General features: G+C 58.5%; 20 protein-coding genes. 10 read left to right on the top strand and 10 right to left on the bottom strand.

From position 1 onward, the window contains the following. Window positions 1–18: 18 nt before the first annotated feature. The 3 genes from AC27VJ_RS09210 (at window position 19) to AC27VJ_RS09200 (ending at window position 4,579) form a co-directional block, all read left to right on the top strand. A complete protein-coding gene (locus tag AC27VJ_RS09210) occupies window positions 19–1,029 on the top strand; it encodes a C-terminal binding protein (RefSeq protein WP_488683757.1) in 1,011 nt (336 codons plus the stop codon). Further along, the gene (locus tag AC27VJ_RS09205; protein WP_488683756.1) at window positions 1,026–2,105 is read left to right on the top strand and encodes an LLM class flavin-dependent oxidoreductase; all 1,080 of its coding nucleotides are present in this window, start codon (window positions 1,026–1,028) and stop codon (window positions 2,103–2,105) included. Before AC27VJ_RS09210 ends, AC27VJ_RS09205 begins: the two co-directional genes overlap by 4 nt. A gap of 191 nt (window positions 2,106–2,296) precedes the next feature. Continuing rightward, window positions 2,297–4,579 (top strand): FdhF/YdeP family oxidoreductase, encoded by a 2,283-nt coding sequence (locus tag AC27VJ_RS09200; protein WP_488683755.1) that lies wholly within the window; start codon window positions 2,297–2,299, stop codon window positions 4,577–4,579. 120 nt (window positions 4,580–4,699) lie between these two features. Here AC27VJ_RS09200 and AC27VJ_RS09195 read toward each other — a convergent pair whose 3' ends face one another. Together AC27VJ_RS09195 and AC27VJ_RS09190 are read right to left on the bottom strand one after the other, a co-directional pair. Then, window positions 4,700–6,808, bottom strand: coding sequence for a carboxy terminal-processing peptidase (locus AC27VJ_RS09195; RefSeq protein WP_488683754.1), 2,109 nt, complete (start codon window positions 6,806–6,808; stop codon window positions 4,700–4,702). Between the two features lie 116 nt (window positions 6,809–6,924). Further along, a complete protein-coding gene (locus AC27VJ_RS09190) occupies window positions 6,925–7,584 on the bottom strand; it encodes a TetR/AcrR family transcriptional regulator (RefSeq protein WP_488683753.1) in 660 nt (219 codons plus the stop codon). Window positions 7,585–7,766: 182 nt separating this feature from the next. On the opposite strand from AC27VJ_RS09190, the gene AC27VJ_RS09185 reads away from it, so the two are divergent. Continuing rightward, a complete protein-coding gene (locus AC27VJ_RS09185; RefSeq protein WP_488683752.1) occupies window positions 7,767–9,050 on the top strand; it encodes an MFS transporter in 1,284 nt (427 codons plus the stop codon). Between the two features lie 72 nt (window positions 9,051–9,122). Beyond that, the gene (locus tag AC27VJ_RS09180) at window positions 9,123–11,594 is read left to right on the top strand and encodes a glycoside hydrolase family 3 C-terminal domain-containing protein (RefSeq protein ID WP_488683751.1); all 2,472 of its coding nucleotides are present in this window, start codon (window positions 9,123–9,125) and stop codon (window positions 11,592–11,594) included. A gap of 83 nt (window positions 11,595–11,677) precedes the next feature. On the opposite strand, the gene AC27VJ_RS09175 is transcribed toward AC27VJ_RS09180, so the two are convergent. Next, window positions 11,678–12,247: a GNAT family N-acetyltransferase gene (locus AC27VJ_RS09175; protein ID WP_488683750.1), complete on the bottom strand. Its 570-nt coding sequence runs from the start codon at window positions 12,245–12,247 to the stop codon at window positions 11,678–11,680. A gap of 158 nt (window positions 12,248–12,405) precedes the next feature. On the opposite strand from AC27VJ_RS09175, the gene AC27VJ_RS09170 reads away from it, so the two are divergent. Next, complete coding sequence (locus tag AC27VJ_RS09170) at window positions 12,406–12,798, top strand: response regulator (RefSeq protein WP_488683749.1); 393 nt, start codon at window positions 12,406–12,408, stop codon at window positions 12,796–12,798. 214 nt (window positions 12,799–13,012) lie between these two features. On the opposite strand, the gene AC27VJ_RS09165 is transcribed toward AC27VJ_RS09170, so the two are convergent. Genes AC27VJ_RS09165 through AC27VJ_RS09145 form a run of 5 tightly spaced genes read right to left on the bottom strand, consistent with a single transcriptional unit; the run spans window position 13,013 to window position 19,199 of the window. Beyond that, entirely contained in the window at window positions 13,013–14,737 is a 1,725-nt protein-coding gene (locus AC27VJ_RS09165; protein WP_488683748.1) for an acetyl/propionyl/methylcrotonyl-CoA carboxylase subunit alpha, read from the bottom strand. Then, the gene (locus tag AC27VJ_RS09160) at window positions 14,734–16,353 is read right to left on the bottom strand and encodes a 5-oxoprolinase subunit B/C family protein (RefSeq protein ID WP_488683814.1); all 1,620 of its coding nucleotides are present in this window, start codon (window positions 16,351–16,353) and stop codon (window positions 14,734–14,736) included. The genes AC27VJ_RS09165 and AC27VJ_RS09160 overlap by 4 nt, the downstream gene beginning before the upstream one ends. Before the next feature lie 7 nt (window positions 16,354–16,360). Beyond that, complete coding sequence (locus AC27VJ_RS09155; RefSeq protein WP_488683747.1) at window positions 16,361–17,170, bottom strand: putative hydro-lyase; 810 nt, start codon at window positions 17,168–17,170, stop codon at window positions 16,361–16,363. A 9-nt stretch (window positions 17,171–17,179) separates the two neighbouring features. After that, a complete protein-coding gene (locus AC27VJ_RS09150) occupies window positions 17,180–17,947 on the bottom strand; it encodes a LamB/YcsF family protein (RefSeq protein ID WP_488683746.1) in 768 nt (255 codons plus the stop codon). A 10-nt stretch (window positions 17,948–17,957) separates the two neighbouring features. Further along, window positions 17,958–19,199 (bottom strand): NRAMP family divalent metal transporter, encoded by a 1,242-nt coding sequence (locus AC27VJ_RS09145; protein WP_113086763.1) that lies wholly within the window; start codon window positions 19,197–19,199, stop codon window positions 17,958–17,960. Window positions 19,200–19,454: 255 nt separating this feature from the next. Between AC27VJ_RS09145 and AC27VJ_RS09140 the strand changes: the two genes are divergently transcribed. The 3 genes from AC27VJ_RS09140 to AC27VJ_RS09130 all read left to right on the top strand — a co-directional run bounded on the left by AC27VJ_RS09140 (window position 19,455) and on the right by AC27VJ_RS09130 (window position 21,820). Beyond that, window positions 19,455–20,102 carry a GntR family transcriptional regulator gene (locus AC27VJ_RS09140; protein ID WP_488683745.1) on the top strand — a complete coding sequence of 216 codons (648 nt, stop codon included), beginning with the start codon at window positions 19,455–19,457 and terminating at the stop codon, window positions 20,100–20,102. A gap of 125 nt (window positions 20,103–20,227) precedes the next feature. Beyond that, window positions 20,228–21,103, top strand: coding sequence for a pyridoxal kinase PdxY (pdxY, locus tag AC27VJ_RS09135; protein ID WP_488683813.1), 876 nt, complete (start codon window positions 20,228–20,230; stop codon window positions 21,101–21,103). Window positions 21,104–21,178: 75 nt separating this feature from the next. Next, entirely contained in the window at window positions 21,179–21,820 is a 642-nt protein-coding gene (locus tag AC27VJ_RS09130; RefSeq protein WP_113086761.1) for a carbonic anhydrase, read from the top strand. A gap of 81 nt (window positions 21,821–21,901) precedes the next feature. Here AC27VJ_RS09130 and AC27VJ_RS09125 read toward each other — a convergent pair whose 3' ends face one another. Together AC27VJ_RS09125 and AC27VJ_RS09120 are read right to left on the bottom strand one after the other, a co-directional pair. Further along, the gene (locus AC27VJ_RS09125) at window positions 21,902–22,717 is read right to left on the bottom strand and encodes a lytic murein transglycosylase (protein WP_113086760.1); all 816 of its coding nucleotides are present in this window, start codon (window positions 22,715–22,717) and stop codon (window positions 21,902–21,904) included. A gap of 193 nt (window positions 22,718–22,910) precedes the next feature. Then, a complete protein-coding gene (locus AC27VJ_RS09120) occupies window positions 22,911–23,945 on the bottom strand; it encodes an aspartate-semialdehyde dehydrogenase (protein WP_353577236.1) in 1,035 nt (344 codons plus the stop codon). 501 nt (window positions 23,946–24,446) lie between these two features. On the opposite strand from AC27VJ_RS09120, the gene AC27VJ_RS09115 reads away from it, so the two are divergent. After that, complete coding sequence (locus AC27VJ_RS09115; RefSeq protein WP_488683744.1) at window positions 24,447–26,333, top strand: MFS transporter; 1,887 nt, start codon at window positions 24,447–24,449, stop codon at window positions 26,331–26,333. Window positions 26,334–26,376: the final 43 nt, after the last annotated feature.

The raw sequence follows: 26,376 nt of genomic DNA, 5'->3' as shown, positions 1-26,376 counted from the left end.
GCGCAGGGACATGCAGAAATGACAGGAAACAAGACATATGTGGTAGGCATCACCGACCACATGATCGGCGCACCCGATCGGGAAGCAGATGTGCTGGGTGCAGACGTCGAGATCGACTTCTTCGCCACGACCGATGAGGCGAAATTCGATCCCGCCCGTCTGGCAAGGCTTGATGCGTTGATGGTCTGGGGTGCGCGGCTGGGAGCCCAGAGCATAAAGCACCTGACCCGGTGCAAGGGCGTGGTGCGCTACGGCGTCGGTTACGAGAAGATCGATCTGGCAGCACTTTCAAGCGCCGGCATTCCCTTCGCCAACAATCCCGATTACGGCACGGAAGAGGTGGCAGACCACGCCGTGGCAATGATCCTTTCGCTGCATCGGCGGCTTTGGGAGCATGATGCCCGCGCCCGTGGCTATTCATCCGGGTGGCAGGTGCACAGCTTGAAACCCCTGTCCCGCTCCAACCGCGCCACGGTGGGTGTCGTTGGCGTGGGCCGGATAGGAACCGCCGTCGTCAACCGGCTGAAACCCTTCGGCTTTCGTATTCTGGGCTATGATCCCGGTCAGCCGCCGGGACACGAAAAGGCCATTGGCTATGAGCGGGTAGAGACGCTGGACGCGCTGTTCGCGCAGTCCGATATCCTGACCCTGCACTGCCCGGCCAATGCGCAAACGCGAGGGCTGCTGGACGCTGACGGTCTTGCCCGTCTGAAACCGGGCGTCATGATCGTCAACACCGCACGCGGCGAATTGCTGGATGATCTGGATGCGCTGGAGGCCGCGCTGAAGAGCGGGCATGTTGCGGCAGCGGCCATCGATACGCTGGCGCAGGAGCCACCGCGTGAGCATCCGCTGCTTTCGGCATGGCGCGAACGCGCCGACTGGCTTGCGGGTCGGCTGGTGATTACCCCGCACAACGCCTTTTATTCAGACCATGCGGCCATCGAGATGCGTCGCAATGCGGCAAAGACCGTTAGGCTCCTGCTCGATGAGGGCAAGCTTCGAAATCAGATCACGGACCCATCATGAGCAATCATTCCGAGTTTCTCTGGTATATTCCCAATGACGTCAAAGCGGGGCATCGCGGCGATGTCGCAGACGCAGACCATAACAGTCTGGATACGCTGACAACGCAGGCCAAGGCGCTGGAAGACCATGGCTGGAGAGGCGCACTGATCGGCACCGGCTGGGGGCGACCCGATACATTTACCCTTGCAACCGCGCTGGTTGCTCGCACCCAGACTTTCGAGCCGCTGATCGCGGTGCGTCCGGGCTACTGGAAGCCAGCGAATTTTGCGTCATCCGCTGCCACGCTCGATTATCTGAGCGGCGGTCGCGTGCGCGTCAATGTCGTCTCCGGGCTGGACAATCTGGCCGCCTATGGCGACGAAGAGGGTGATCAGGCCCATCGTTATGCGCGCACCAAGGAATTCATGCGTCTGGTCCGCAGGCTGTGGACGGAAGAAGACGTAACCTTTAATGGCGAGCATTTTCAGGTTGCAGGCTCAACGGTCGAGCCGCGACTGGCGGCCAGAGGTGCGCGACGGCATCCGAAATTCTATTTTGGCGGCGCTTCGGAAGCCGCTGAACAGGTAGCGGCCACCGAAGCGGACGTCCAGCTTTTCTGGGGTGAGCCGCTGGATGGCGTGCGCGAGCGGATCGCGCGGCTGAAGTATCTCGGCAAGACGCTCGACCGGGATATCCCGCCGCTGGAATTCGGCTTGCGGATAACGACCCTTGTGCGCGACACCACCGAACAGGCTTGGGCGGATGCGGAAGCCAAGGTGGCCAAAATGGCCGAGGGTGCGGCTGGAAACTGGCAAGATCACCGCGAAGGAATAGCCATCGGGCAGAAGCGCCTTCTGGACCTGAGCAGCCGGGGCGATGTGCTGGATGACAACCTCTACACCGCGCCGGGCAAATATGGCGGTGGCGGCGCGGGAACGACATGGCTTGTCGGCTCAGCCGAGGATGTGGCGAGATCGCTGCGCAAATATGAAGAACTGGGCATCACCCACTTCGTACTCTCAGACACGCCCTATCTTCAGGAAATAAAGCGGCAGGGCGACCAGTTGCTGCCGCTTCTGAAACCCACGGCACCCTGAAGCTGCCCCATGTTTCTTGTTAAGACGAGCAGGAAATGACCCGCTTTTTCAAAGGGCACCAGATGCGTTTTGAGCTTTGTTCGCAGGCCTAACGGCACTGTGATCAATTGGTTGATGGGCCAAGTGTTCCAAGGTGGAACCAACATGCGGTTGGGCGGTTCGCTGTGCATGACATGCATGAGGTGAACGCCATGGACCGTAAAGTCAAATACAAGCAATATACGATGCCGACAGGCGGGTGGGGTTCTCTCAAATCTGTCTTCGCAGATGCCATTCAGCAACGCGCGATCCGCACAGCGCCGGGGCTTCTCAAAGACCACAACAAGCTGGGCGGCTACATGTGCACCAGCTGCGCATGGGCCAAGCCGGGAAAGCCGCATCTGGTCGAGTTCTGCGAAAACGGCGCCAAAGCGACCTTCTGGGATTTGACCGCCAAGCGCACGACGCCTGAGTTCTTCTCGCGCCACACGGTTCGCGAGCTTCTCAACTGGCCGGATTACGATCTGGAAAACCAGGGCCGCCTGACCCACCCCATGCGCTACGATGTGGCAAGCGATAAATATGTCGAGGTCAGCTGGCCGGAAGCCTTTGCCGATATCGGCCAGAAGCTGAAAGGTTACGTCCCGGCCTCGGTGGTGTTTTATGCCTCCGGACGTGCGTCGCTCGAAACATCCTATATGTATCAATTGCTGGCGCGGCTCTATGGTAACAACAATCTGCCCGACAGTTCCAACATGTGCCACGAGACGACATCTGTCGCGTTGCCGCAGAGCATAGGCACGCCGGTCGGGACCATTCTTCTGGAAGATTACGACCACACCGACTGCATCTTGTCCTTCGGGCAGAATGTCGGCACCAACGCGCCGCGATTGCTGCATAGCCTTCAGGAAGTGCGCGAGCGCGGCGCCCCGGTCATCGTCTTCAATCCGCTGAAAGAACGAGGCTGGCAGGAATTCGTCAATCCGCAAAGCCCCGTGCAGATGGCGACCAACAAGCCGACGCAGATCGCCACCCAATATTATCAGGTCAGCGCCGGTGGTGACATTGCTGTCATGATGGGCATGGCGAAACTGCTGTTTACCTGGGACGATGAAGCCAAGGCACAGGGTAACAGCCGCGTTTTGGATGTCGAATTCATCGAACGCCACACCCACGGTTTCGAAGAGTTCGAGGAACGGGTTCGCGCGGCGGAGTGGACCGAAATCCTGCAGGTTTCTGGCCTCAGCTACGCATCCATCGAGGCTGCGGCGAAGACCTATGCGAAAGCCAATGCCGTCATTGCCATCTATGGCATGGGTCTGACCCAGCACCGCTACGGCGTCAGCAATGTGCAGATGCTGATCAACCTTTTGCTGATGCGCGGCAATATCGGCAAGCCGGGCGCTGGCATCTGTCCCGTGCGCGGCCACTCGAATGTTCAGGGCCAGAGAACGGTCGGCATTTCCGAAAAGACCAAGCTGGTCCCGCTCGACCATCTGGCCGAGCAATATGGTTTCGAGCCTCCAAGGGAAGACGGGCTGAACACGGTCGAGGCTTGCGAAGGCATCGTCAACGGGTCGGTCAAAGCCTTTATCAGCCTTGGCGGCAATTTCGTGCGCGCCATTCCCGAGCGCGAATTGATGGAGGAGAAGTGGCGGGAGATGGACCTCTCCGTCCAGATCGCGACGAAGCTGAATCGCAGCCATCTGGTGGTGGCGAAGACGACCTATATTCTGCCGACCCTTGTGCGCTCCGAAATCGACGAGCAACTGTCCGGCCCGCAGATCGTCACCATGGAGGATTCGACCACCTGCATTCACGCCTCACGCGGGAAATACAAGCCCGCGCACGAAGCCTTGCTTTCCGAACCGCGGATCGTGGCCGAGATTGCGAAAAGCACACTCACGCCCAATCCCAAAGTGCCATGGGAAGAATGGGTCAATAATTATGCGCTGGTGCGAGACGCAATAGAGGCGACCTATCCCGAACCGTTCAAGGACTTCAACGCCAGACTGGATACGCCCGGGGGCTTCCCCCGCCCCGTGGCGGCAAGACACCGGGAATGGGAAACAGAGACGGGCAAGGCGAATTTCAAACTGCCGAAATCGCTCTGTTCCAGCTTCGCAGCCAGTGACGATCACAACATTCTGCGCCTCATCACCCTGCGGTCGAACGATCAGTTCAACACCACTGTCTATGGTTATGACGACCGCCTGCGCGGCATCCACAAATCCCGAATGATCGTGATGATGAATGCCGATGACCGCATTCGACTGGGCATCGAAAAGGATGGGCTTGCGCGGATGACGACAGCTGTCGATGACGGGATTTTGCGCACCATGACCGACTTTCAGGTCATCGACTACGACATCCCATCCGGAAGCTGCGCTGCCTATTACCCGGAATGCAATGCGCTTATTCCGCTGTGGCAATATGCGGAAGAAAGCAAAACGCCTGCCGCCAAATCCGTGCCGGTGCGGGTCGAGCGGGCCTGAGTAGTTTCGCAGCCTGCCGAAACCTAACGGATACGAGCCTTGATCAGTGAAAAATAAAACACCCGCAAACATGTGTCGCGGGTGTTTTGAAGACCAATAAAAGAGGTGTGTAGAAGCTCGTTACTGCACGACCTTCTGCGTCTGGCGCTTGGCACCATTGGACGTCAAATCCACCACATCGCCAACAATGGCTGCAGCTTCGTTTTGCAGAACGTCCTTTGCATTCTTGCGCGCGTTTTCAATCGCGATATTGGCGCTCAAGCTGCGTTCATTGGCTTGCAGACCATCGTCCTGTTCAGGCACCGTTCCATCGCCTGCCTGCTGACGCGCCTTGAGGCGGGCTGCCGTGGCAGCCATTTCCTTGCGGCGTTCCTCTTCATTGAGAGAGATGGTGCGCTTTTCGCGCTGAGCCTTCAGGTCGGCCACATCTTCGACAAAGCGCTTATAATCGCGATCATCCTTGATGCGGGCATCGTGACGGCTTTTCAGCTGCGGAACCAGTGCCGCGATATTGCCTTCGGTGGCGTATTTCGCAGGCTTGATCTGGGTCCATGGCAAGGCGTTGTCATAGCTTGCCTCTCCCAGAACCTTGGGATCGGAAAAGCCCGGCAGCGGCAGATCAGGCGTTACGCCGCGCAACTGCGTCGTGCCGCCATCCACGCGGAAGAACTGCGCAATCGTCAGTTTCAGCTGGCCGAGTTGCGGCTTGTTGTTGCCAGCCGCACGGTCGAGGTCCACGACAGTCTGCACCGTACCCTTGCCGAAGCTTGGTTCGCCCACAATCACGCCGCGACCGTAATCCTGGATCGCTGCGGCGAAAATCTCAGAGGCCGAGGCCGAGCCGCGATTGATCAGCACGCCAAGCGGGCCTTTCCAGACCGCTGCGGAAAGATCGTCGCTTTCGACCTTGATCGTGCCCTGTGCATCGCGCTGCTGCACGACAGGGCCCTTGCCGATAAACAGGCCGGTGAGTTCAATCGCCTCAGCCAGCGATCCACCGCCATTGTCGCGCAGATCGATCAGAACGCCATCGACGTTGTCCTGCTTCAACTCGCCCAGCAGTTTGGCGACATCGCGGCTGGCGCTTCTATAGTTCTTGTCGCCGTTGCGACGCGCTTCGAAATCCTCGTAGAAAGTCGGCAGCGTGATGACACCGATCTGGTGTGTGACATCACCGTCCTTGACCGGCAGAATGGTCTTCTTCGCGGCCTGTTTTTCAAGGCTGACCTTGTCACGCACGAGGCTGATGACACGGTGGCCTGCACTGTCGCCGGTTTCCGCAGGCAAAATGTCGAGCCGGACCACGGATCCCGTCGCACCACGGATCAGTTGCACCACCTCATCGAGACGGGTGCCGACCACTTCCTTGATGGCGCCATCTTCACCCTGACCGACGCCGATGATGCGATCACCGATGGCCAGTTTGCCGGACAGTTGCGCCGGGCCACCCGCCACCAGCTCACGAATGGTGGTGTAACCATCACGCTCCTGCAGAACGGCACCAATGCCGACAAGCGACAGCTTCATGGAAATATCGAATTCCGCCGATGCGGAAACGCCGAAATAATCCGTGTGCGGATCAACCGCCGTCGTATAGGCGGCCATGAAGGACTGGAACACATCGTCGCTCTTATAGGGATAAACGCGGTCCAGAATGTTCTTGTAACGCTTGTCGAGCGTATCGCGGATGGCCGTATCCGCCTGACCCGCCAGTTTCAAACGCAGCCAGTCATTCTTGACGCGCTTGCGCCAAAGCTCGTGGCTCTGCTGTTCGGATTGCGCCCAAGGCGCGTCTTCGCGGGAAATCGGGAAATCTTCATTGACCGTAAAATCGAAGCCCTGACTGAGCAGGCTGCGCGCATAGGTCATGCGCTCCACGACGCGCTGTGTGTATTTATTGAAGATCGAAAACGGAATCTCCAGATCCTCACTGGCGATGGCATCATCGATATTTTTGCTGTCCTTCATGAACTGGTCGATATCGGCCTGCATGAACAGCATGCGATCCGGGTCCAGCGATTTGATGAACTTGTTCATGACCTTGACGGACAGAGCATCATCAAGCGCGACCGGCTTGTAGGCATATCGTTCCAGAAACTGCGCACTCAGATTAGCGGCCTGAGCCTGGCTCGGCACCGGCTCCAGCGTTGGCGGCGCGGCGGGTTCCTGAGCGTAGGCTGGCAACGCGATGGAAAGGATGAGGCCAAAGACGAGGTACTTTATGCGCATTCCGCATGATCCTGATTGTTATGCTGAAACAGCTCTTATCCTATCTTGACGCAGAATTGCGATATTTAGAACCCGTTAACGGATCGCTTTTCGGTGATAGCTGCAAAGCTTTTGTTTCAGCGAGCCTCAATAGCCTCGATCAGTCGGCCGACGTAGGCGGAAAACACCGTCACCATATCGAACTCGTCCGGTGATCTGAGCCACAGCATCTGAAGTCCGTCCATCATGCTGATCAGTTCGGCGGCGATGGAATGGGGATCGATGTCTTGCCTCAACTCGCCAGCCGCCATGCCTTTTTGAAAGGAAGAGACGAGGTTTTTCTGCAGGTGGCTGACGCGGGCGGCAAACCATGCGCTGGCGGGGTGGTCTGTCGTCAGGCTCTCGGCGTTGAGAACGGCAAATACTTGCACGACGCTGGGGATTTTCTGGTTGGCTCTGGCGATTTCGACAAGGCCGAGCAGCACTTTGCGCCAGTCCGCATATTCTTCACCCACGGCAGACGCGCTTTCGATGTCGCGCTTTTCCAGAATGGCGAGGAGCAGATCAACTTTCGTCGGGAAATAATGGAGCAGGCCCGGCAGCGACAGTCCCACCTCTGCGGCGATGGCTGCAAAGGACGCGTTTTGATAGCCATCCTTGGCAAAATGCTGCATGGCGGCGGCGAGAATGGCCTCCCGGCGAATCCTGCCTTTGGGGGATTTCCGCTTTTTGCCGGGTGCCAAATCCGGCGACATCGCCTCTTTCATTTCATCCGTCATATCTGCTGTTTCCCCCATTCCAACTGCACCTTTAGCCTTGAAAGGCCCTGCACGTAAACGTTTTAAGAACCATGCGATGGTCCGTTGCGGCACAAAAAAAAGTTGACTCCCCGCCATAACCGAGTAGTCGGTAGGTTTAACACGAAGTTCGGTGGAGGACGACGTTGTTATCGAATGTATTGCGGTGGAGGTTTTCAAAAATGAGTATTGCAACCCCAAATCTCGGTGCGCAGGCGTCTAAAACGGGCGATGAGCGCTCGGTCGGCCTGCCATTCATTCTCACTTATGGCCTTGCGAGTGTCGGCTTTTTCACGGCGGTCATGACGCCGGTTGCGATGACGCTGGCCATTCGGGTCAACACGCTCGACCCGGTGAGCAAGGGCGCAAGTCTTGGCACCATTCTAGGGCTCGGTGCGCTTTTCGCTCTTCTGGCGAACCCTATTTTCGGTCAGCTTTCAGACCGCACGCGCTCCCGCTTCGGTCGGCGTAAACCCTGGCTAGTGGCCGGCGTCGTCGTCGGCAGCCTTGCCCAGATCGTGATGGCCTATACATCCAGTCTTATTGTCATCGGTATCGCCTGGTGCGTTATCCAGACCGCTTACAACGCCATGCTGGCAGCGCTGGTGGCAACCGTGCCGGATCAGGTGCCGGAACATCAGCGCGGTCTCGTTTCCGCCCTTGCAGGCATGTCGATCTATATCGCGCTTTTGATCGGCAGCGGCATTCTGGCGCTGACGGGAACTGCCAGCAATGCGATGTTTCTGATCCCAACAGCCATCGGTCTGATCTCGGTTTTTGTCTTCGTTCTGGTGATCGAAGATCGCCCTTTGACGGATGCACCGAAGAAAACAGCGCCCGGCTTGTCCGAACTGTTGGGCAGCTTCTGGGTCAACCCGGTCAAGCATCCGGACTTCGGTTATGCCTGGCTCAGCCGCTTTCTGGTGTTCTTCGGTTTTGCCGTGCTGACGTCCTATCAGGTCTACTATCTGATGGACCACTTGAAGATTGCCGAAGCTGACATTGGCGACATCATGTTCGTTTCGACACTGATCACCGCCATCTGCGTTGTCGGTTCGTCCTTCGTTTCCGGCTCCATGTCCGACCGCATCGGTCGGCGCAAGGCTTTCGTGCTGGTTGCGGCGCTGACCTATGCGCTGGGGATCGTGGTCATCGTTTTCGCAAAAGACCTGACAATGTTCTACAGCGGCATCGCGGTCACCTCTATCGGTTTTGGCGTCTATATGGCGGTCGATCAGGCCCTCGTCGTGGATATCTTGCCAGACCGGGAAACCCATGCGGCCAGAAATCTCGGCGTTCTCAACATCGCCAATGCCGTGCCGCAATCCATTGCCCCGGCTGTGGCACCCTTTCTTCTAGCCATCGGCAATGCGGGAGGCCAGAATTATGGCGTCCTCTATGCTGCTGCGGCCATCAGCGCCTTTCTCGGCGCACTGGCCATCGCCCCCGTGCGCGGGGTTCGCTGACACCATGTCAGGACGCGCCGTTCATGATGGCGCGTCTCTTTTTCACTCGCATGAAAAATATCGGAGGCTCGTATGATCGAGAATATCCTGAACCAAATGACGCTTGAAGAGCAGGTTTCGCTGCTTGCCGGTGCCGATTTCTGGACGACAGTGCCGGTTGAGCGTCTTGGCGTTCCCAAGATCAAGGTCACGGATGGCCCCAATGGCGCGCGCGGCGCCGGGTCGCTGGTCGCCGGCGTCAAGGCAGCCTGCTTTCCCGTGGCCATCGCGCTGGGTGCCACATGGAACCCGGCGCTCGTGGAGCGTATGGGCGTTGCATTGGCAGGTCAGGCGAAAAGCAAGGGCGCGTCCGTTCTACTGGCACCCACCGTCAACATTCATCGCTCGGGCCTCAATGGCCGCAATTTCGAATGCTATTCCGAAGACCCGTTGCTAACGGCGGCTCTCGCCGTTGCCTATATTCAGGGCGTACAGAGCAAGGGCGTTGCTGCGACGATCAAGCATTTCGTCGGCAATGAATCCGAAATCGAACGTCAGACCATGTCTTCGGATATCGATGAGCGCAGCCTGCGCGAACTCTATCTGCTGCCCTTCGAGCAGGCGGTGAAGAAGGCTGGCGTGATGGCCGTCATGTCGTCCTATAACCGCCTCAACGGCACCTATACCAGCGAACATGAGTGGCTGCTGACACAGGTGCTGCGCAAGGAATGGGGCTTTGACGGCGTCGTCATGTCCGACTGGTTCGGCTCGCACTCCACTGCACCAACGGTGAATGCCGGTCTTGACCTTGAAATGCCCGGCCCAAGCCGTGACCGTGGGGAAAAGCTGGTTGAGGCCGTCCACAACGGCGAGGTCAAGGCGGAAACCGTGCGCGAGGCTGCGCGCCGTATTCTGACGCTTCTCAAGCGTGTCGGTGCCTTCGAAAATGCACCTGATCTCACCGAAAGCTCGCTCGATCTTCCCGAAGACCGCGCGCTTATTCGCCAGATCGGTGCCGAAGGTGCCGTGCTGCTGAAGAACGATGGCATTCTGCCGCTGGCCAAGACCACGCTAGACAGCATCGCCGTTCTCGGCCCCAATGCCGCCGAAGCCCGCGTGATGGGTGGTGGCAGCGCACAGATTGCCGCGCATTATACGGTCAGCCCACTTCAGGGTATCAAAGCTGCCCTTTCCAATGCCAACAGCGTGCACCACGCCGCAGGCTGCAGCAACAACCGCCTGATCGAAGTTTTCGCAAGCGACATGCAGGTCGATTACTTCAAGGGCAGGCAGTTGGAAGGCACGCCGGTTCACAGTGAAACGGCTGTTAAGGGCGAGTTCTTCTGGTTCGATCTGCCCTCGGCGGAGCTCAACCCGGCAGACTTTTCCGCCCGGATCACCGCGCGCTACGTACCGTCCGACAGCGGCGAACATGTCTTCGGCATGACCAATGCAGGCCTTGCCAAGCTCTATGTGGATGGCGAACTGGTGGTGAACGGCTATGATGGCTGGGCACCCGGCGACAACTATTTCGGCACCGCCAACAGCGAACAGCGGCAGTCCCTGAAGCTGGAAGCCGGGCGCAGCTATACGGTGACAATCGAATATTGCTCCCCTGCTGCCACTGCCGACGGCATTCACCTGACGGCCATTCGCTTCGGCGTCGAAAAGCCGCTGGGCGATGCGGCGATCGAAGAGGCCGTTGCCAAGGCTGCTGCTTGCGATGTCGCACTTCTCTTTGTCGGACGTGAAGGCCAGTGGGATACCGAAGGCCTCGATCTGCCCGACATGCGCCTTCCCGGTCGTCAGGAAGAGCTGATCGAAAAGGTCGCCGCCGTCAACGCCAACACCGTTGTTGTGCTGCAAACCGGTGGGCCGGTGGAAATGCCGTGGCTGGGCAAGGTCAAAGCCGTTCTTCAACTGTGGTATCCGGGCCAGGAACTCGGCAACGCCGTGGCCGACGTTCTGTTCGGCGATGCGGAGCCCGGCGGGCGTCTGCCGCAGACCTTCCCGAAATCGCTTTCGGACAATTCCGCGATCACCGGCAATCCTCTCGTCTACCCCGGTCAGGATGGGCATGTGCGTTATGACGAGGGCGTCTTCGTCGGTTATCGTCACCACGATACCCACGGCGTGGAGCCGCTCTTCCCCTTCGGCTTCGGTCTGGGCTACACGCAATTTGCCTGGGGCGAGGCCAAGGCCTCCACCAGCGTCATGAGCGAGGACGGTATTACCGTCACTGTCGATGTGACCAATACGGGTGCGCGCAAGGGCTCTGATGTCGTGCAGCTTTACGTGCGTGCGCTCGGTTCTTCCGTCTCCAGACCGGAGAAAGAGCTGCGAGCCTTTGCCAAGCTCGAACTGGCAGCGGGCGAAACCGCGACAGCAACGCTGAAGGTAACACAACGCGATCTCAGCTTCTTCGATGTGGACGCGAAAGCCTTCCGTTCGGATGAAGGTCAATATGAGCTGGTGATCGCCGCAAACGCTGGCGATGTTCGCGGTCGTATCGCGATCGACAACCCGACGCTATGGCTCGGTCCGGTCTCGGACACATCTATCTAAGGGCGTGCCCCCGCCGCTTCCCGTCTTGGGAATAGACGTTTCAAAACAGAAAGCCGCCCGGAAAAATCGGGCGGCTTTTTTTATCACGCCAAAAGCTTGTCGAAATCGACGCTGGTGTCGGTTCCTGTCGGGGACGGATAGGAAAAGCGGTCGAACTCCCGGTAGCCGCTGTCGCTCCAGAACCGCAACGTGCCCGCAGTCTGGGCATCCGCATGCAGATAGGCGGCATTGTAATTCAGGGTCTTCGCCTCGTTTTCCAAGATGCGCACAATCCGGCTACCAAGACCCATGCGCCGCACGGATGCATCGAGATAGACGCGCACGATCTGGCAGACATTTTCCATCGCATCATAACGCTGCGCCAGACGACTTGCCGTGTTCGGCTTTCGCGCCAGATCATAGAGGCCTCCGGTCGCTATGATCTCGTCTTGAAGATTGCGGACGAGAAAGAAAGCACCGCGGTTTTCGTTTGAAAACCAGCTGTCAGCAACCGAAAGAGCAAGCGAATCGAGATCGGCATGCCAGTCTGGATGATAGGCGATGCCATAGACCTGCTGGATGACGCCAAGGCAAAAGGCCCGGGCATCCGCCCCGGTCTCGGCACATCCCTCACCGCTCAAGCGCTTGATCGGCAGCGTTTCGAATTCTGTCAACTTGCGTCATCTCCTGATGATTTTGGTGTTTCACCGCTTTATAAAATCGTCGTCTTTGCGGGTTATCTGCACGCCCAGCATCATTTTTAACGATTATAGCCACTCTGCCCAGCGAACTTTTCGGTGTTTGCCCGGTTTTCAAGACGGGAGGAAAAACCATGTCGACACAGCTTCTTGCGGGACGTCAGTTTCTCGTGGTGGAGGACGAATATCTCATAGCCTCCGACATATTGATGACCCTTGAGGAGGCAGGCGCCAGAGTCTTCGGGCCGATCTCGGATGTAGAACGGGCGGTTGAGGTGCTGGCCGATCCCGGCTTCAAACTGGACGCCGCCATTCTCGATATCGATCTGGGAGGGCAGATGGTTTTTCCTGCCGCCGAATTGCTGATAAAGCACAAAACGCCCTTCGTATTCATTTCCGGCCTTGAAGATATTTCAATGCCGGAAGCTTTTGCGGCGACGCCGCTCCTGTCCAAACCTTACCGCACGGCTGACCTTATTTCCCTGCTCCAGTCGGTTGGACCGCAGAGTGAAGCAAACGGCGTCTGAGCGTGAGGGTTGGGGTTTTGCAGGAGGTCGCGGCGATCAACGGAAGCGGGTCGGCTTCGGTCTTCTCGCTTAGCGAGCCAAACCGAAACCTCTATCCACCCTTTGCAATATATCGCTGCCACTCTGTTCTTGGAGCATCTCTATATCTCAAGCTGCCGCCGGAGGAATGAAGGGCCAGCGTCGTGACCCTTGTTTAAGAGCAGCTAACCGCCCATCATTCGAAAACGAGCACCACATCACCTGCCTGAAGGTAATCACCTTCCTTGACGCGCAAGCGGACCTTGCCGGATTTCGGCGCGGTCAGTTGCGTTTCCATTTTCATGGCTTCCATGACAGCCACGAGATCACCCTCTGACACGGCATCGCCATCCGCCACCTTGAAAGACTGCAACGTGCCGGAGACCGGCGCCGTGATCCCATCTTCCTGCGGCTTTGCGGATGAGGTAGCAGCAGGGCCATTGCTGCCCACTCCGCCAAGGCCCGAAAGCAGCAGATGCGGCAGGCCGACGCTGACGCGCTTGCCATCGATTTCCAACCATGTACGGGTGACGGAGGCATCGTCTGCCGGAGCGGGGCGCTCCATCGCATCGGGCATGGCGGCAAAATCGGTTTCGATCCAGCGGGTGTGAACCTTGAAGCCATCCGTGCCTATGAAATCATCCGTATCGATTGCGGCGCGGTGGAAGGGCAGAACCGTGGCGATGCCGTCAATGCGGAACTCCCTCAGCGCGCGACGGGCGCGGCGCAGCACCTGGTCGCGATCCACTCCCGTGACAATGAGCTTTGCCATCAGCGAGTCAAAAACGCCGGGAATGGTGGAGCCTGATACAACACCGCTATCCAGACGGATGCCGGGGCCGGATGGCGGATCGAAAACCGTAATGGCACCGGGGGTCGGCAGAAAGCCGCGACCGGGGTCTTCGGCATTGATGCGGAATTCCATGGAATGGCCGCGCGGCTCCGGCGTTTCCACAATGCGCAGCGGATGACCTTCCGCAACGCGGAACTGCTCGATGACGAGATCGATGCCCGTCGTCTCCTCGGTCACCGGATGCTCCACCTGAAGGCGGGTGTTGACTTCGAGGAAGGAAATCGTGCCATCGACGCCCAGCAGGAATTCCACCGTGCCGGCACCGGAATAGCCCGCTGCGGCGCAAATGGCCTTCGCCGCATCGTGGATTTTCTGGCGCTGCTCAGGCGTCAGAAAGGGCGCTGGCGCTTCTTCGATGAGCTTCTGATTACGGCGCTGGAGCGAGCAATCGCGCGTGCCCAGCACGACCACATTGCCGTGCTTGTCGGCAATGACCTGCGCTTCGATGTGGCGAGGACGGTCCAGGAACCGTTCCAGAAAACATTCGCCGCGTCCGAAGGCAGCCGTGGCTTCACGCACGGCGGATTCGTAGAGATCGGCGATCTCTTCCATTTTCCACGCAACCTTGATGCCACGCCCGCCGCCGCCATGCGCCGCCTTGATGGCAACCGGCAGGCCGTGTTGTTCGGCAAAGGCGATGACCTCAGCCGAGGTCGAAACCGGCCCGTCGCTGCCAGCAACGAGCGGGGCACCAACGCTGGTGGCGATGCGTCGTGCTTCGACTTTGTCGCCCAGCACCTTGATGACCTCAGGATCGGGACCGATCCAGATCAGCCCTGCGTCGATAACGGCCTGCGCAAATTCTGCGCGCTCAGACAGGAAGCCGTAGCCGGGGTGAACCGCATCGGCACCGGAGCGCTTGGCAATGGCGATCAGCTTTGCGATATCGAGGTAGGTTTCCGCAGGGCGCACGCCTTCCAGCCCATAGGCCTCATCGGCCAGACGCACGAAAAGCGCATCCTGATCGGGATCGGCATAGACGGCTACGGAGGCGATATCGTAATCTCGGCAGGCGCGGATGATGCGCACCGCGATCTCGCCGCGATTGGCGATCAGCACTTTTTTCATGGCTTGTCTCCCGAAATTTCTGTGTTCTTTTTTGCCGGAATGTCCGTGAATGGCCCGAGCGGGCGAAACTGGATTTTGGCGTTGATGGGTATCTGACCCGCCAGATCGAGGTGATATTCCGCAACGGCGCCGACGACAGGATATCCACCCGTCAGCGGGTGGTCGGCCAGGAACAGAACCGGCTGACCACTATGCGGTATCTGGATTGCACCGGTGGCCGTACCTTCGCTCGGCAGTTCCGCGCTGTCCTTGCGCTCCACCGGCACCTCGCCTGCAAGGCGAATGCCGACGCGGCTGGATTGTGGGGTAACCTGCCAGTGCTGGCTTGTCAGCGTTTCGATGCCCGTTTGCGTGAACCAGTCTGTGCGCGGACCATAGACGACATCAAGCGTTACGACGTCGCCTGCCTTGGGCAGATCGAAGGCCGGGACCTCATCGATGGAGACGCTGGAAAGTCCGTTCTTCTCGTTGCGCAGAGTAATCACGGAACCGGCTACGACACTCTCCGGTCCAACGACGGCGAGTGTATCGGTAGCAGAACTGCCCAGAACCGGCGCGACATCGAAACCGCTACGGACAGCGAGATAACAGCGCATGCCAGCCGAGGGATTGCCGAACGTTACGACATCACCCGGTTCCAGCGAGATCGGTGCATAGGGAGTGGCTTCGAAGCTGTAAGCTTCGGATTTGACTGTTATGACACAGGACGCACCCGCAACGCCGATCACGGCACGGCTTGAACTTCTGAAGGAAAAGCCTCCCAGCGTCAGTTCCAGACATGGAGCATTCGCCGGGTTGCCAACGATGCGGTTAGCCGTGTTGAAAGCAGAGCGGTCGAGAGCGCCAGAGGCGGAAACGCCCTGCCCGGTTTGCCCGAAACGGCCGAGGTCTTGAAACACCGCAGGCATCGGCGCTGCCAGCACTTCGAAATGTGCGGCATCGCTGTTCGTGACGGCTTTTGGAGCCGCAGGTCTGGCAGCGGGAGCCTCGATGCTGCGTCCCGCCTTGTCCATGTCGAAAAACCGGACACGGTAACCGGGCTGGAAAAGCGCGCCTGGCTCGCGTTCGATATCCCACATTTTCAACGGCGTGGTGCCAAGGATTTGCCAGCCGCCGGGGCTGTTTTGCGGATAGACGCCGCTGAAGGCACCGGCGAGCGCAACAGAACCGGCTGGAATGCGGGTGCGCGGGCTTTGGCGGCGGGGCACATGCAGCGCGGGATCGCCACCCACGAGATAACCGAAGCCGGGGGCAAAGCCGCAAAAGGCAACGGTGAATTCGCTGTCCGTGTGGCGACGAATAACCTCTTTGACGCTAAGCCCTGTCAACTCGGCGACATCGGCCAGATCCTCGCCATCATAACGCACCGGAATTTCGACCAGCTTGTCGGACGGCGCGATCTTTGCGGAGAGGTCGCGCGTGGCGATTTCGCCAGCCAAGGCTTCCGCCTTGATCCTCTCTGGCCGAAACCTGATCATCAGCGTGCGGGCAGCCGGAACCGTCTCCTCGATACCGTCGATAGGATTGGCCTCAAGCGATGCGAAGAGCGCAAGCGTCTGATCGAGATCGGCGAGCTCCACCAGAATGGTGGTGAGGCTGACGGGTAAAAAGCGCATCTTGTCCTCACGCATGATAGGCGGCATCGGGAATGTCGGTGATGAACATATGGCCGGGAGAATGGGTGATCGCAAAGGGCACACCCGACGCCATGACCGCCGCCTGCGGCGTTACTCCGCACGCCCAGAAGACCGGCACTTCGCCAGGTTCGATGCGTACCGCGTCACCAAAGTCAGGCTTGCCAAGATCGGCAATGCCGATTTCTGCCGGGGAACCGACATGCACCGGCGCCCCATGGACGGCGGGAAAGCGCCCGGAAATCGTTGCCGCATCCGCCACGCGCGAGGCGGGGATGGGACGCATGGAAACGACCATGTTGCCCTTCAACCGACCTGCCGGACGACAGGGCTGATTGGTCAGATACATCGGCACATTGCACTTGTCCGTCATGTGGCGAATTTCGATGCCAGCTTCCACCATCGGCGTCTCAAAGGTGAAGCTGCAGCCGATGAGGAAGGCGACGAGATCGTCCCGCTCGGCCCATGCGCTGGTGGCATCCGCCGTTTCCTCGACCAACTTGCCATCCCGCCAGATTCGGTAGAGCGGCAGATCGGTGCGAAGATCGGCACCGGGCGCAAGCAAGGTGGTCGGCACGCCGGGGTCGGAGACGTCCAACACCGGGCAAGGCTTGGGATTGCGCTGTGCGTAAAGCAAGAAATCGAAGGCCCAGTCGCGCGGCAGCACAATCATATTGGCCTGCGTAAAACCGGGGGCGATGCCGGATGTCGGCGCGACCAGACCGTTGCGGTAATCGGCCCGCGCCTTGCGGGCGGCTGTCGCATCCGTGTGGTTGAGATAAGATGTCGGGATCGTCATGGACGCTCCTTATGTGTTCGAAGCGAAAGAACGGATATCGATGCCTTCGGCTTCGAACCGCTGCCTGATTTGCTGGGCAATGGCAACCGCGCCGGGGCTATCGCCATGAACGCAGATGGATTGCGCCTCGATCTTGATAATGCTGCCATCGATGGCTTCCAGCGTGCCTTCGCGGGCAAGCTGCACCATCCGGTCGGCAATTTTCTCCGCATCATGCAGCACCGCACCGGCCTCACGGCGGGACACGAGCTGGCCTTGCGGCGTATAGGCGCGGTCGGCAAAGGCTTCCGCCACCACCGACAGGCCGGATTTACGGGCAAGATCGAGAATGGGTGCATTGGCAAGTCCCATCAGCACCAGTGAGGGGTCGATGGCCTTGATGCCATCGATAACCGCCTTGCCTTGGCGCGCATCATTGGCAATGCGGTTATAGAGCGCGCCATGCGGCTTGACATAACGCACCTTGGTTCCGGCAGCGGCTGCAATGCCTTGCAGCGCGCCGATCTGGTAGATGACATCGGCAATCAGTTCTTCCGACGTCACATCCATATCGCGCCGACCGAAGCCGACGCGGTCTGGATAGGAGACATGGGCTCCAACGACAACACCGTTTTTGGCGGCGGCTTTGACCGTGCGGTAAATGCCCGCCGGATCACCCGCATGGAAACCGCAGGCGATGTTGGCGCTGGAAACGACTGACAGCATCGCGCCATCGTCTCCCATGCTCCATGCACCGTAGCTTTCGCCAAGATCGCTGTTCAGATCGATGGAAGCCATGTCTCTCTCCTCATGCCGTCAAAAGTGCAAAAATGGGACCGATGGAGTTGTAGCCCATGTACCAGGTCAGTGCACAAACGATGATGCCGAGCACCAGAAGCCAACGCGGGTAACGATAACCAGCCATCAGATCGGACCTTGCCCACGCCGCGTATATGAAGATGGACAGACCGATTGGAAGGATAAGACCGTTGAGGCCACCAACGAAAACCAGCATCTGTGCTGGCGGCGTGGTGATGACCAGATAGAAGAACAGCGAGACAGCGATGAAGATCACGGTTGCGATATTGCGACCGCGCTCGGTAATGTCCTTGTTGAAGACGGTGATGAAGGAAACGGATGTATAGGCAGCGCCGATGACGGAGGTGATGGCAGCGGCCCACAGAACCACGCCGAATATTCTCAGACCGATATCGCCTGCCGCGACCTGAAAGGCCTGCGCCGCAGGATTGGCACCTTTTCCAGAAACGTCGATCACAACGCCGCTGGCAACCACACCCAGAATGGCAAGGAACAGCACGTAGCGCATGACGCCTGTGACGGCGATCCCCGTCAGGGCAGCACGATTGACGGCACCAAGGTTCTCAGCGCCGACCATGCCCTTGTCGAGCAAGCGATGCGCACCGGAATAGGTGATGTATCCGCCGACGGTTCCCCCGACGATCGTGGTGATCGTTGCGAAATCGATAGTCGATGGCAGGAAGGTCTGAAACAGGGCTTCACCCACCGGCGGGCCGGAAGCAAAGGCAACGTAGATCGTCAGAACGATCATCAGAATACCCGCGAAGATGATGAACCGGTCAACCGCCATGCCTGCGCGTTTTGACAGGAAGATGCCAATGGCCAGAAGTGCGCTGAGCGCCCCGCCCCATTTCGGATCGAGACCCAGCATGGCATTAAGGCCGAGGCCGGAGCCACCGATATTGCCGATGTTGAAGAAGAGACCGCCGACGATGACCAGAATGGCCAGAACGTAACCTGAGCCGGGTATCGCTGCATTGGCGATATCGGAGGCCCGCATGCGGGTCAGCGTGACGATTCTCCAGATGTTCAGCTGTACGACGAAATCAATCAGGATCGACGCAAGGATGGCGAACGCGAAGGCCGATCCGAGCTTTGCGGTAAATGTCGCCGTCTGCGTGATGAAACCGGGCCCGATGGCCGACGTCGCCATCAGGAAGATCGCGGCCGTTAGAGACGCGCGCCTTGATTTGGCAAATTCGACAGTTTGGGCAATTTTTGTTTGCTCCATGGATTTTCTCCGCTCCATTGGCAATCCGCCCCTCGCGGATGCATCGAGGGGATTTTGGCCGCATCTACAAAATTGTCAATATTGTTGAACAATTAAATTCTATCGTTCTTTCATTCTGCGCAATATTTGGGACGAATGCGTTGAAAATAAGCAGGATTTTTACGTGTACTGCTCATAATTTGTGGTATTGCAACCGATATACAGGACGCCAACAACCGCGATTGCCCGCCACAGACGATCAGATGAAGGACCGCCATGACTGAACCTTTGCCGCTAGCGGACCGCGTGGCCAAAGACATTCGCGATCTTCTGATCATTGGTGCGCTGACGCCCGGCCAAAGACTGTCGGAAGCCGCCTTCAGCGAACGTCTGGATGTCTCGCGAAACTCCCTGCGGGAGGCCTTTCGGCTTCTGACCAAGGATGGGCTTCTGCGGCACGAGGCCAATCGCGGCGTGTTCGTCTCAGTGCCTAGCACGGAACAGATCATCGATATCTATCGCGTGCGGCGCATGCTGGAATGTGGCGCCCTGCGTCAGGCATGGCAGAAACATCCGTCGGTCGCCACCATGCGGCAGGCGGTTGAACATGCCAAGAAACAGCGCGAACTGGGTGACTGGCGTGAAGTCGGCAGCGCCAATATGCGCTTCCACGCCGCCGTGGTCGATCTTTCCGACAGCAGCCGCCTGAGCGATTTTTATGCGCGTGTCGCGGCAGAACTGCGCCTCAGCTTTGGACTTCTGAACGACCCGGAACAGCTGCATTCTCCCTTCGTGGATATGAATGACCAAATCCTCGGCCTCGTTGAAATCGGCAAAGTGGCGGAAGCGGCATCGCAGATGGAGCTTTATCTGAACCTTTCCGAGCGGACCGTGCTGAAAGCGCTGGAACGCGCCGGGAAATAGCTGCCCTATCCTGCACTGCGACATAGCAGTGGAAAGCGGCGGGCCAATATGCCATGACGGGCCAGGATGCTGCTGAAGACGTGACGTCAGACGCGGCACCGGTTGCCAAACTGAATGAGTACGCCATGCAGGAAAACACCAACGGCTCCGTCATCGTTATTTCCAGCCACGTCATGCGTGGCTCCGTCGGCAACAGGGCCGTCGTGTTTGGGCTGGAGACCCTTGGTTTCCCGGTCTGGGCCGTTCCGACAATCGTCATGCCCTGGCACCCCGGCCATGGCCCTTCGACACGGTTGCGCTTCGATAATGGCGAGTTCGACAAGGCCATGCAGGATCTGGCCGGCTCCACATGGGCCGGTGAAGTCCGCGCCATCCTGACCGGCTATTTCGGCAGTGCCGATCAGGTGCGCTCCGTCGCCCGGCTCATTCGAAGCATGAAAGAGCGCAACCCCGATCTCATCTATGTCTGCGACCCCGTGATGGGAGACAAGGGCGGGCTTTATGTGCCGATTGAAACGGCGCAGGCCATTCGCGACGAACTTGTGCCGTTGGCAAGTGTCTGCACGCCCAACCGCTATGAGCTGGCATGGATGAGCGGTGCAGAGCTTGAAACCAACAATGAAATCATGGATGCGGCTTTGGCGCTTGGACCGGCGAAAATGCTGGTAACATCAGCCGTGCCGATGATGTCGGGCGGCATCGGCAATCTTTTCCTCAGCGGTCGTCACGCGCTGTTGGCCGAGCATCGCGCAATTGAGAATGTGCCGAATGGTCTCGGCGATCTTCTCGCCGCGCTGTTTCTGGCACGGCTGCTGCAGGGCATGGACGATGAAAAAGCGCTACAACTGGCAACCGCCAGCGTCTTCGAAGTGCTGGCGCGCACCATGAAACGCGGCGTCAACGAGCTGACTTTGGAGACGGATGCGTCCAGTCTTTCCACACCCATGGCCATGGTTCACATGCGTCATCTCTTGCATCCTTCGCGAAGCAAGCGCAAATAGCGGAGCGAAAAACGGGTTTCAACATAGGCCGGTTCATTGACGAGCCCGGCCACAAGACAACGGTACTGCGATATCATGAGCGATTTTCCAGAATACCTTCTCACCGGCTACACCAACTTCATGACCGGGCGTTACACCGATGAGCGCGAGAGATATCGCGCACTGGCAGATACCGGCCAAAAGCCGCAGACCCTCATTATCGCCTGTTGTGACTCCCGTTCCGCACCGGAAACCATTTTCGATTGCGGCCCGGGAGAACTCTTCGTCATGAGAAACGTCGCCAATATGGTGCCGCCCTTCGAGCCCGACGGCCAGTTCCACGCCACATCCGCGGCCATCGAATATGCCGTGCAGGTTTTGAAGGTCAAAGACATCGTGGTTATGGGCCACGGTCGCTGCGGTGGTATTCAGGCCGCGCTCGACCCCAACTTCGAATCCCTGTCTCCTGGTGATTTCATCGGCAAATGGATGAACATGGTCAAGTCAGCCGCCGAGCAAATCCAGAGCAACGACGTGATGACCGCCTCCGAGCGTCAGACCGCGCTGGAACGTGTGTCCATCCGCAATTCCATCAGCAATCTGCGCGCCTTCCCCTTCGTCAAGGCGCAGGAAGTGGCGGGCAAAGTGAAGCTACACGGCGCCTGGTTCGATATTTCCACCGGCGAATTGTGGGTGATGGACGGCAAAACAGGCGACTTTCGCCGCCCGAATGCCTGATCAAGAAGATTGACGCTATCGTTATGCTCACGACGCCGTCACCACGCAGTTGATGCGGGGTGACGGAAGAGACCTCTAGGCCTATTGACCGTCGATAGCCTTGCCGATGTAAGCAATAGACTGCTGGTAAACGCTTGCCGCGTTCCAGCCCTGAATGGCAGAGAAGTTCGTCTGACCCTGCTGATATCCCGCACCGCGCTGCCAGCCGTGGCCGACGAGGAAGTTTGCAGTGGATGCCAGAGCATCGGCGCGCGAGCCGACCAGATCGATACGACCGTCACGGTCGAAATCGACGCCGTAGCGCACGACGTTGAGCGGCAGGAACTGCGTCTGGCCGATTTCGCCATGGGCAGCGCCCTTGGCCGTGATGCTCAGATTACCGCTTCCCACCAGTTTCAGGGCTGCGTAGAGCTGTTCGGTGAAGTAGTCCGAGCGACGGCAGTCATAGGACAGCGTGGCGACGGCAGACAGCGTGTGCTGGTTGCCCATGAAGCCGCCGAAGCCGGTTTCCATGCCCCAGATGGCCAGAAGCGGGCCTGCCGGCACGCCGTAAGCGCGCTCGATATTGGCAAACAGCGCTGCATTGTTCTTCTTCATGGCCTTGCCACGAGAAATGATAGCCTGACCGCCACGCTTCTGCATGAACTGGTCAAAGGAGAGTTTGAAGCTGTGCTGGCCACGGTCCGCACGGATCGTTGCCTGATTATAGGATACATTCGAGAAGGCACGGTCCAGAACGGAGGCGCTGACGCCACGACCAGCCGCTTCCTGCTTGAACGCGCCGACCCAGGCATTGAAGCCTGCCGATGTATTGCCGCATTGCGCCGCCAGAACCGGCGTCGCCGCCAGTGCCGCAACCATTACCACGCCAACGGAAAAAGCTTTCATTGCCCGCATCAGAATCTGCCTTCAATATTTTGGGATTATACCCAGCCCTGTCGCAACACCACAGAGAATTCGCCGAGTTTCAAATTGCCTAGCTATGTCATAACCGGCAAATAAACTGCCCGTGATAACAAAACACCAGAAAACCCGCCCATTCCAGCAGTGTAATGGACGGGTTATAGTTAATGTTTATTAAAAAACCGTATCAGGCTGCGGCCTTGCGCGGCTTGATCAGGCCACGATTGACGAGCAGCTCGGCAATCTGGATGGCGTTGAGGGCTGCACCCTTGCGAAGGTTGTCCGAGACGACCCAGATGTTGAGGCCATTTTCAACGGTTGCGTCCTCGCGGATACGCGAAATATAGGTCGCATCTTCGCCAGCGCACTCGACGGGGGTGATGTAGCCGCCGTTTTCATGCTTGTCGATGACGAGGCAACCCGGTGCTTCGCGCAGGATGTCGCGGGCCTGATCGGCAGTGATTTCGTTTTCGAATTCGATGTTGACCGATTCCGAGTGACCGATGAACACGGGAACGCGCACAGCGGTGCATGTGACCTTGATCTTCGGGTCGAGCATCTTCTTGGTTTCGGCCAAAACCTTCCACTCTTCCTTCGTGTAACCGTCTTCCATGAACACATCGATGTGCGGAATGACGTTGAAGGCGATGCGCTTGGTGAACTTCTTGGCTTCGATCGGGTCGGCCACGAAGACCGCACGGGTCTGCTGGAACAGCTCGTCCATGCCTTCCTTGCCAGCGCCGGAAACGGACTGGTAGGTGGAGACGACGACGCGCTTGATCTTGGCGAAATCATGCAGCGGCTTTAGGGCAACAACGAGCTGCGCCGTGGAGCAATTGGGGTTGGCAATGATGTTTCGCTTGGTGAAGCCTTCGATGGCATCGGCGTTGACTTCCGGCACGATCAAAGGAACGTCCTGATCGTAACGCCATGCGGACGAGTTATCGATGACGACGCAGCCCTGCGCGCCGATCTTTGGCGACCACTTTTTGGAGACATCGCCACCAGCCGACATCAGGCAAATATCCGTATCGGAGAAATCGTAATTCTCCAGATTGGAAACCTTCAGCGTGCGGTCGCCGTAAGAAACTTCCGTGCCCTGGCTGCGGGCAGAGGCCAGAGGAACGACTTCGTCTGCTGGAAACCCGCGCTCGGCGAGAATATTGAGCATTTCACGACCGACATTGCCGGTGGCGCCTGCGATTGCAACTTTGAAACCCATGATAAAGCTCTCTTTCTGCCTCTCCTCTTTTTGGTGAGGGGAACCCGCATAACTGCGGCTTCCTTCTTCCCCGACCAAACCGGGGAGAGAGCGGCGGGCCAGAGACGTTAGACGGTTTTAATCGTCGTTTTGGCCGTAATTCGGATGAAACCAGAAAAGCGCGACAGATCACCGGCAGGCTCTGCCGGATTGTGCATGACAACCATGTCGTGGACATGTCTGATCAAGATCGTGCTCCTTTTCGTGGCAAAGCTATTATGGTGTTTGTATTTTCTGTCAAGCGCAAACAGATGGCAATTCCGTTCGGACGCGGGCAAAGCCACGCGGTAGCGCAACATTTACGATGCTCAACATTAGACTAAAGTCATAAGCCGAAAGCATCGCTCTTCCTTTTGTTAATTTTCTGTCAATCTGTGGTCAGGTGCATCGCGCCGAAAGGGCAGCCTGGAGGAGAGTAGGGCTGCTGCGATGTGTCGTTTTGACATCTGTGGAGGACAGACAATGGCGAATGTAGCAACCGCGACAGCGGAGAAGGCCCGTCCCATGACGGGGGAAGAGAAGAAGGTGATTTTCGCCTCTTCTCTGGGAACAGTGTTCGAGTGGTACGACTTTTATCTTTACGGCTCGCTGGCCATCTATATCGGCGCGAACTTCTTCAGCCAGTATCCGGAAACGACGCGCAACATCTTCGCACTTCTGGCCTTTGCGGCAGGCTTTCTCGTCCGTCCTTTCGGCGCGCTGGTGTTCGGGCGTCTGGGCGACATCGTCGGACGTAAATACACCTTCCTCATCACCATTCTGATCATGGGTTTTTCGACCTTCGTCGTCGGCATTCTGCCGGGCGCGGCGCAGATCGGCATCGCAGCCCCCATCATCCTCATCATCCTGCGCATGCTTCAGGGCCTTGCGCTGGGCGGTGAATATGGCGGTGCGGCAACCTATGTGGCCGAACATGCACCCAATGGTCGGCGCGGTTATTACACCTCGTGGATTCAGACCACCGCGACGCTCGGTCTCTTCCTGTCTCTCGTCGTCATTCTGGGCGTCCAGTTTGCCGTTGGTCGTGAAGCCTTTGCCGATTGGGGCTGGCGTATTCCATTCCTGCTGTCCGTCATCCTGCTCGGCGTCTCCGTCTGGATCCGTCTGAAGATGAACGAATCCCCTGCCTTCAAGAAGATGAAGGAAGAGGGCAAGACATCGAAAGCACCGCTCAGCGAAGCCTTCGGCCAGTGGAAGAACGCCAAGATCGCCATCATCGCCCTCGTTGGCGCCGTCATCGGTCAGGCCGTCGTCTGGTACACAGGTCAGTTCTATGCCCTGTTCTTCCTGCAAAGCATTCTGAAGGTCGACGGGCAGTCCGCCAACATCATGGTTGCCTGCGCCCTGCTTCTCGGCACCGGCTTCTTCGTTCTGTTCGGCTGGCTCTCCGACAAGATCGGCCGCAAGCCGATCATCATGGCAGGCCTCGTTCTGGCCATGCTGACCTACTTCCCGCTGTTCAAGGCACTGACATGGGCAGGTAACCCTGCACTCGCTCAGGCTCAGGCCTCGGTTCGTGCGACCGTAACTGCTGCGCCTGGCGATTGCCGCTTCCAGTTCAATCCGACAGGGACGGCGAAATTCACCACGTCCTGCGATATCGCGACCTCGTTCCTCACCAGAAACTCGGTGCCATACGATGTGGTGAATGGTCCTGCAGGCCAGCCCGCAACGGTCAAGATCGGTGACAAGACGATCACTGGCTACGACGCAGTCGCAGCCGGTGCCAATGCCGCCGCCAATGACCGGGCGTTCCAGAAGCAGATCAACATCGCACTTCATGACGGCGGTTATCCGCTGGTGCGTGGTGCCGCACAGGTGCCGGCTGCAAAGCTCGACGCCTTCATTGCTGCAAACCCTGAACTCGGCCTCAATGCCGATGCGGTTCGCGCGACACCGGCAAAGACGGTGCCTGCCGACAAGCTGGTGGCAGACAAGCTGCTGACACCTGCGGAACTGAATGGTGCTGCAGATATGGCTGTCTACACCGTGGCTGGCGGCGGCGCTTTTGCCATGGTTGCCGATCCTGCGGCGGTCAACTGGATCGTCATCATCGCTGTTCTCACCGTACTCGTCATCTATGTGACGATGGTCTACGGCCCGATTGCAGCATTGCTGGTCGAACTCTTCCCGACCCGTATTCGTTACTCCGGCATGTCCCTGCCCTACCACATCGGTAACGGCTGGTTCGGTGGCCTTCTGCCCGCAACCGCATTCGCCATGAGTGCCGCCAAGGGCGATATCTACTACGGCCTCTGGTACCCGATCGTCTTCGCAGGCATCACACTGGTCTTCGGCCTGCTGTTCCTGCCGGAAACCAAGGACCGTGATATCCACAAGATGGAGTAGTCTTGCTGAAATGAAGGCATGCCTTGCCCCCAACGTCATCCTC

The organism is Agrobacterium sp. 20P9.1.2 (genome assembly GCF_057799395.1).
Note: the sequence above shows the minus strand (reverse complement) of the source record. Positions and strands in the feature narration are given on the sequence as shown.

Coding starts and splice junctions, on each gene's coding strand:
- AC27VJ_RS09185 (WP_488683752.1), top strand. CDS start 7,767: ATGAGTATTGCAACCCCAAATCTCGGTGCGCAGGCGTCTAAAACGGGC.
- AC27VJ_RS09205 (WP_488683756.1), top strand. CDS start 1,026: ATGAGCAATCATTCCGAGTTTCTCTGGTATATTCCCAATGACGTCAAA.
- AC27VJ_RS09160 (WP_488683814.1), bottom strand. CDS start 16,353: ATGCGCTTTTTACCCGTCAGCCTCACCACCATTCTGGTGGAGCTCGCC.
- AC27VJ_RS09180 (WP_488683751.1), top strand. CDS start 9,123: ATGATCGAGAATATCCTGAACCAAATGACGCTTGAAGAGCAGGTTTCG.
- AC27VJ_RS09170 (WP_488683749.1), top strand. CDS start 12,406: ATGTCGACACAGCTTCTTGCGGGACGTCAGTTTCTCGTGGTGGAGGAC.
- AC27VJ_RS09120 (WP_353577236.1), bottom strand. CDS start 23,945: ATGGGTTTCAAAGTTGCAATCGCAGGCGCCACCGGCAATGTCGGTCGT.
- AC27VJ_RS09195 (WP_488683754.1), bottom strand. CDS start 6,808: ATGCGCATAAAGTACCTCGTCTTTGGCCTCATCCTTTCCATCGCGTTG.
- AC27VJ_RS09165 (WP_488683748.1), bottom strand. CDS start 14,737: ATGAAAAAAGTGCTGATCGCCAATCGCGGCGAGATCGCGGTGCGCATC.
- AC27VJ_RS09130 (WP_113086761.1), top strand. CDS start 21,179: ATGAGCGATTTTCCAGAATACCTTCTCACCGGCTACACCAACTTCATG.
- AC27VJ_RS09115 (WP_488683744.1), top strand. CDS start 24,447: ATGGCGAATGTAGCAACCGCGACAGCGGAGAAGGCCCGTCCCATGACG.
- AC27VJ_RS09125 (WP_113086760.1), bottom strand. CDS start 22,717: ATGCGGGCAATGAAAGCTTTTTCCGTTGGCGTGGTAATGGTTGCGGCA.
- AC27VJ_RS09150 (WP_488683746.1), bottom strand. CDS start 17,947: ATGGCTTCCATCGATCTGAACAGCGATCTTGGCGAAAGCTACGGTGCA.
- AC27VJ_RS09140 (WP_488683745.1), top strand. CDS start 19,455: ATGACTGAACCTTTGCCGCTAGCGGACCGCGTGGCCAAAGACATTCGC.
- AC27VJ_RS09155 (WP_488683747.1), bottom strand. CDS start 17,170: ATGACGATCCCGACATCTTATCTCAACCACACGGATGCGACAGCCGCC.
- AC27VJ_RS09200 (WP_488683755.1), top strand. CDS start 2,297: ATGGACCGTAAAGTCAAATACAAGCAATATACGATGCCGACAGGCGGG.
- pdxY (WP_488683813.1), top strand. CDS start 20,228: ATGCAGGAAAACACCAACGGCTCCGTCATCGTTATTTCCAGCCACGTC.
- AC27VJ_RS09190 (WP_488683753.1), bottom strand. CDS start 7,584: ATGGGGGAAACAGCAGATATGACGGATGAAATGAAAGAGGCGATGTCG.
- AC27VJ_RS09210 (WP_488683757.1), top strand. CDS start 19: ATGACAGGAAACAAGACATATGTGGTAGGCATCACCGACCACATGATC.
- AC27VJ_RS09145 (WP_113086763.1), bottom strand. CDS start 19,199: ATGGAGCAAACAAAAATTGCCCAAACTGTCGAATTTGCCAAATCAAGG.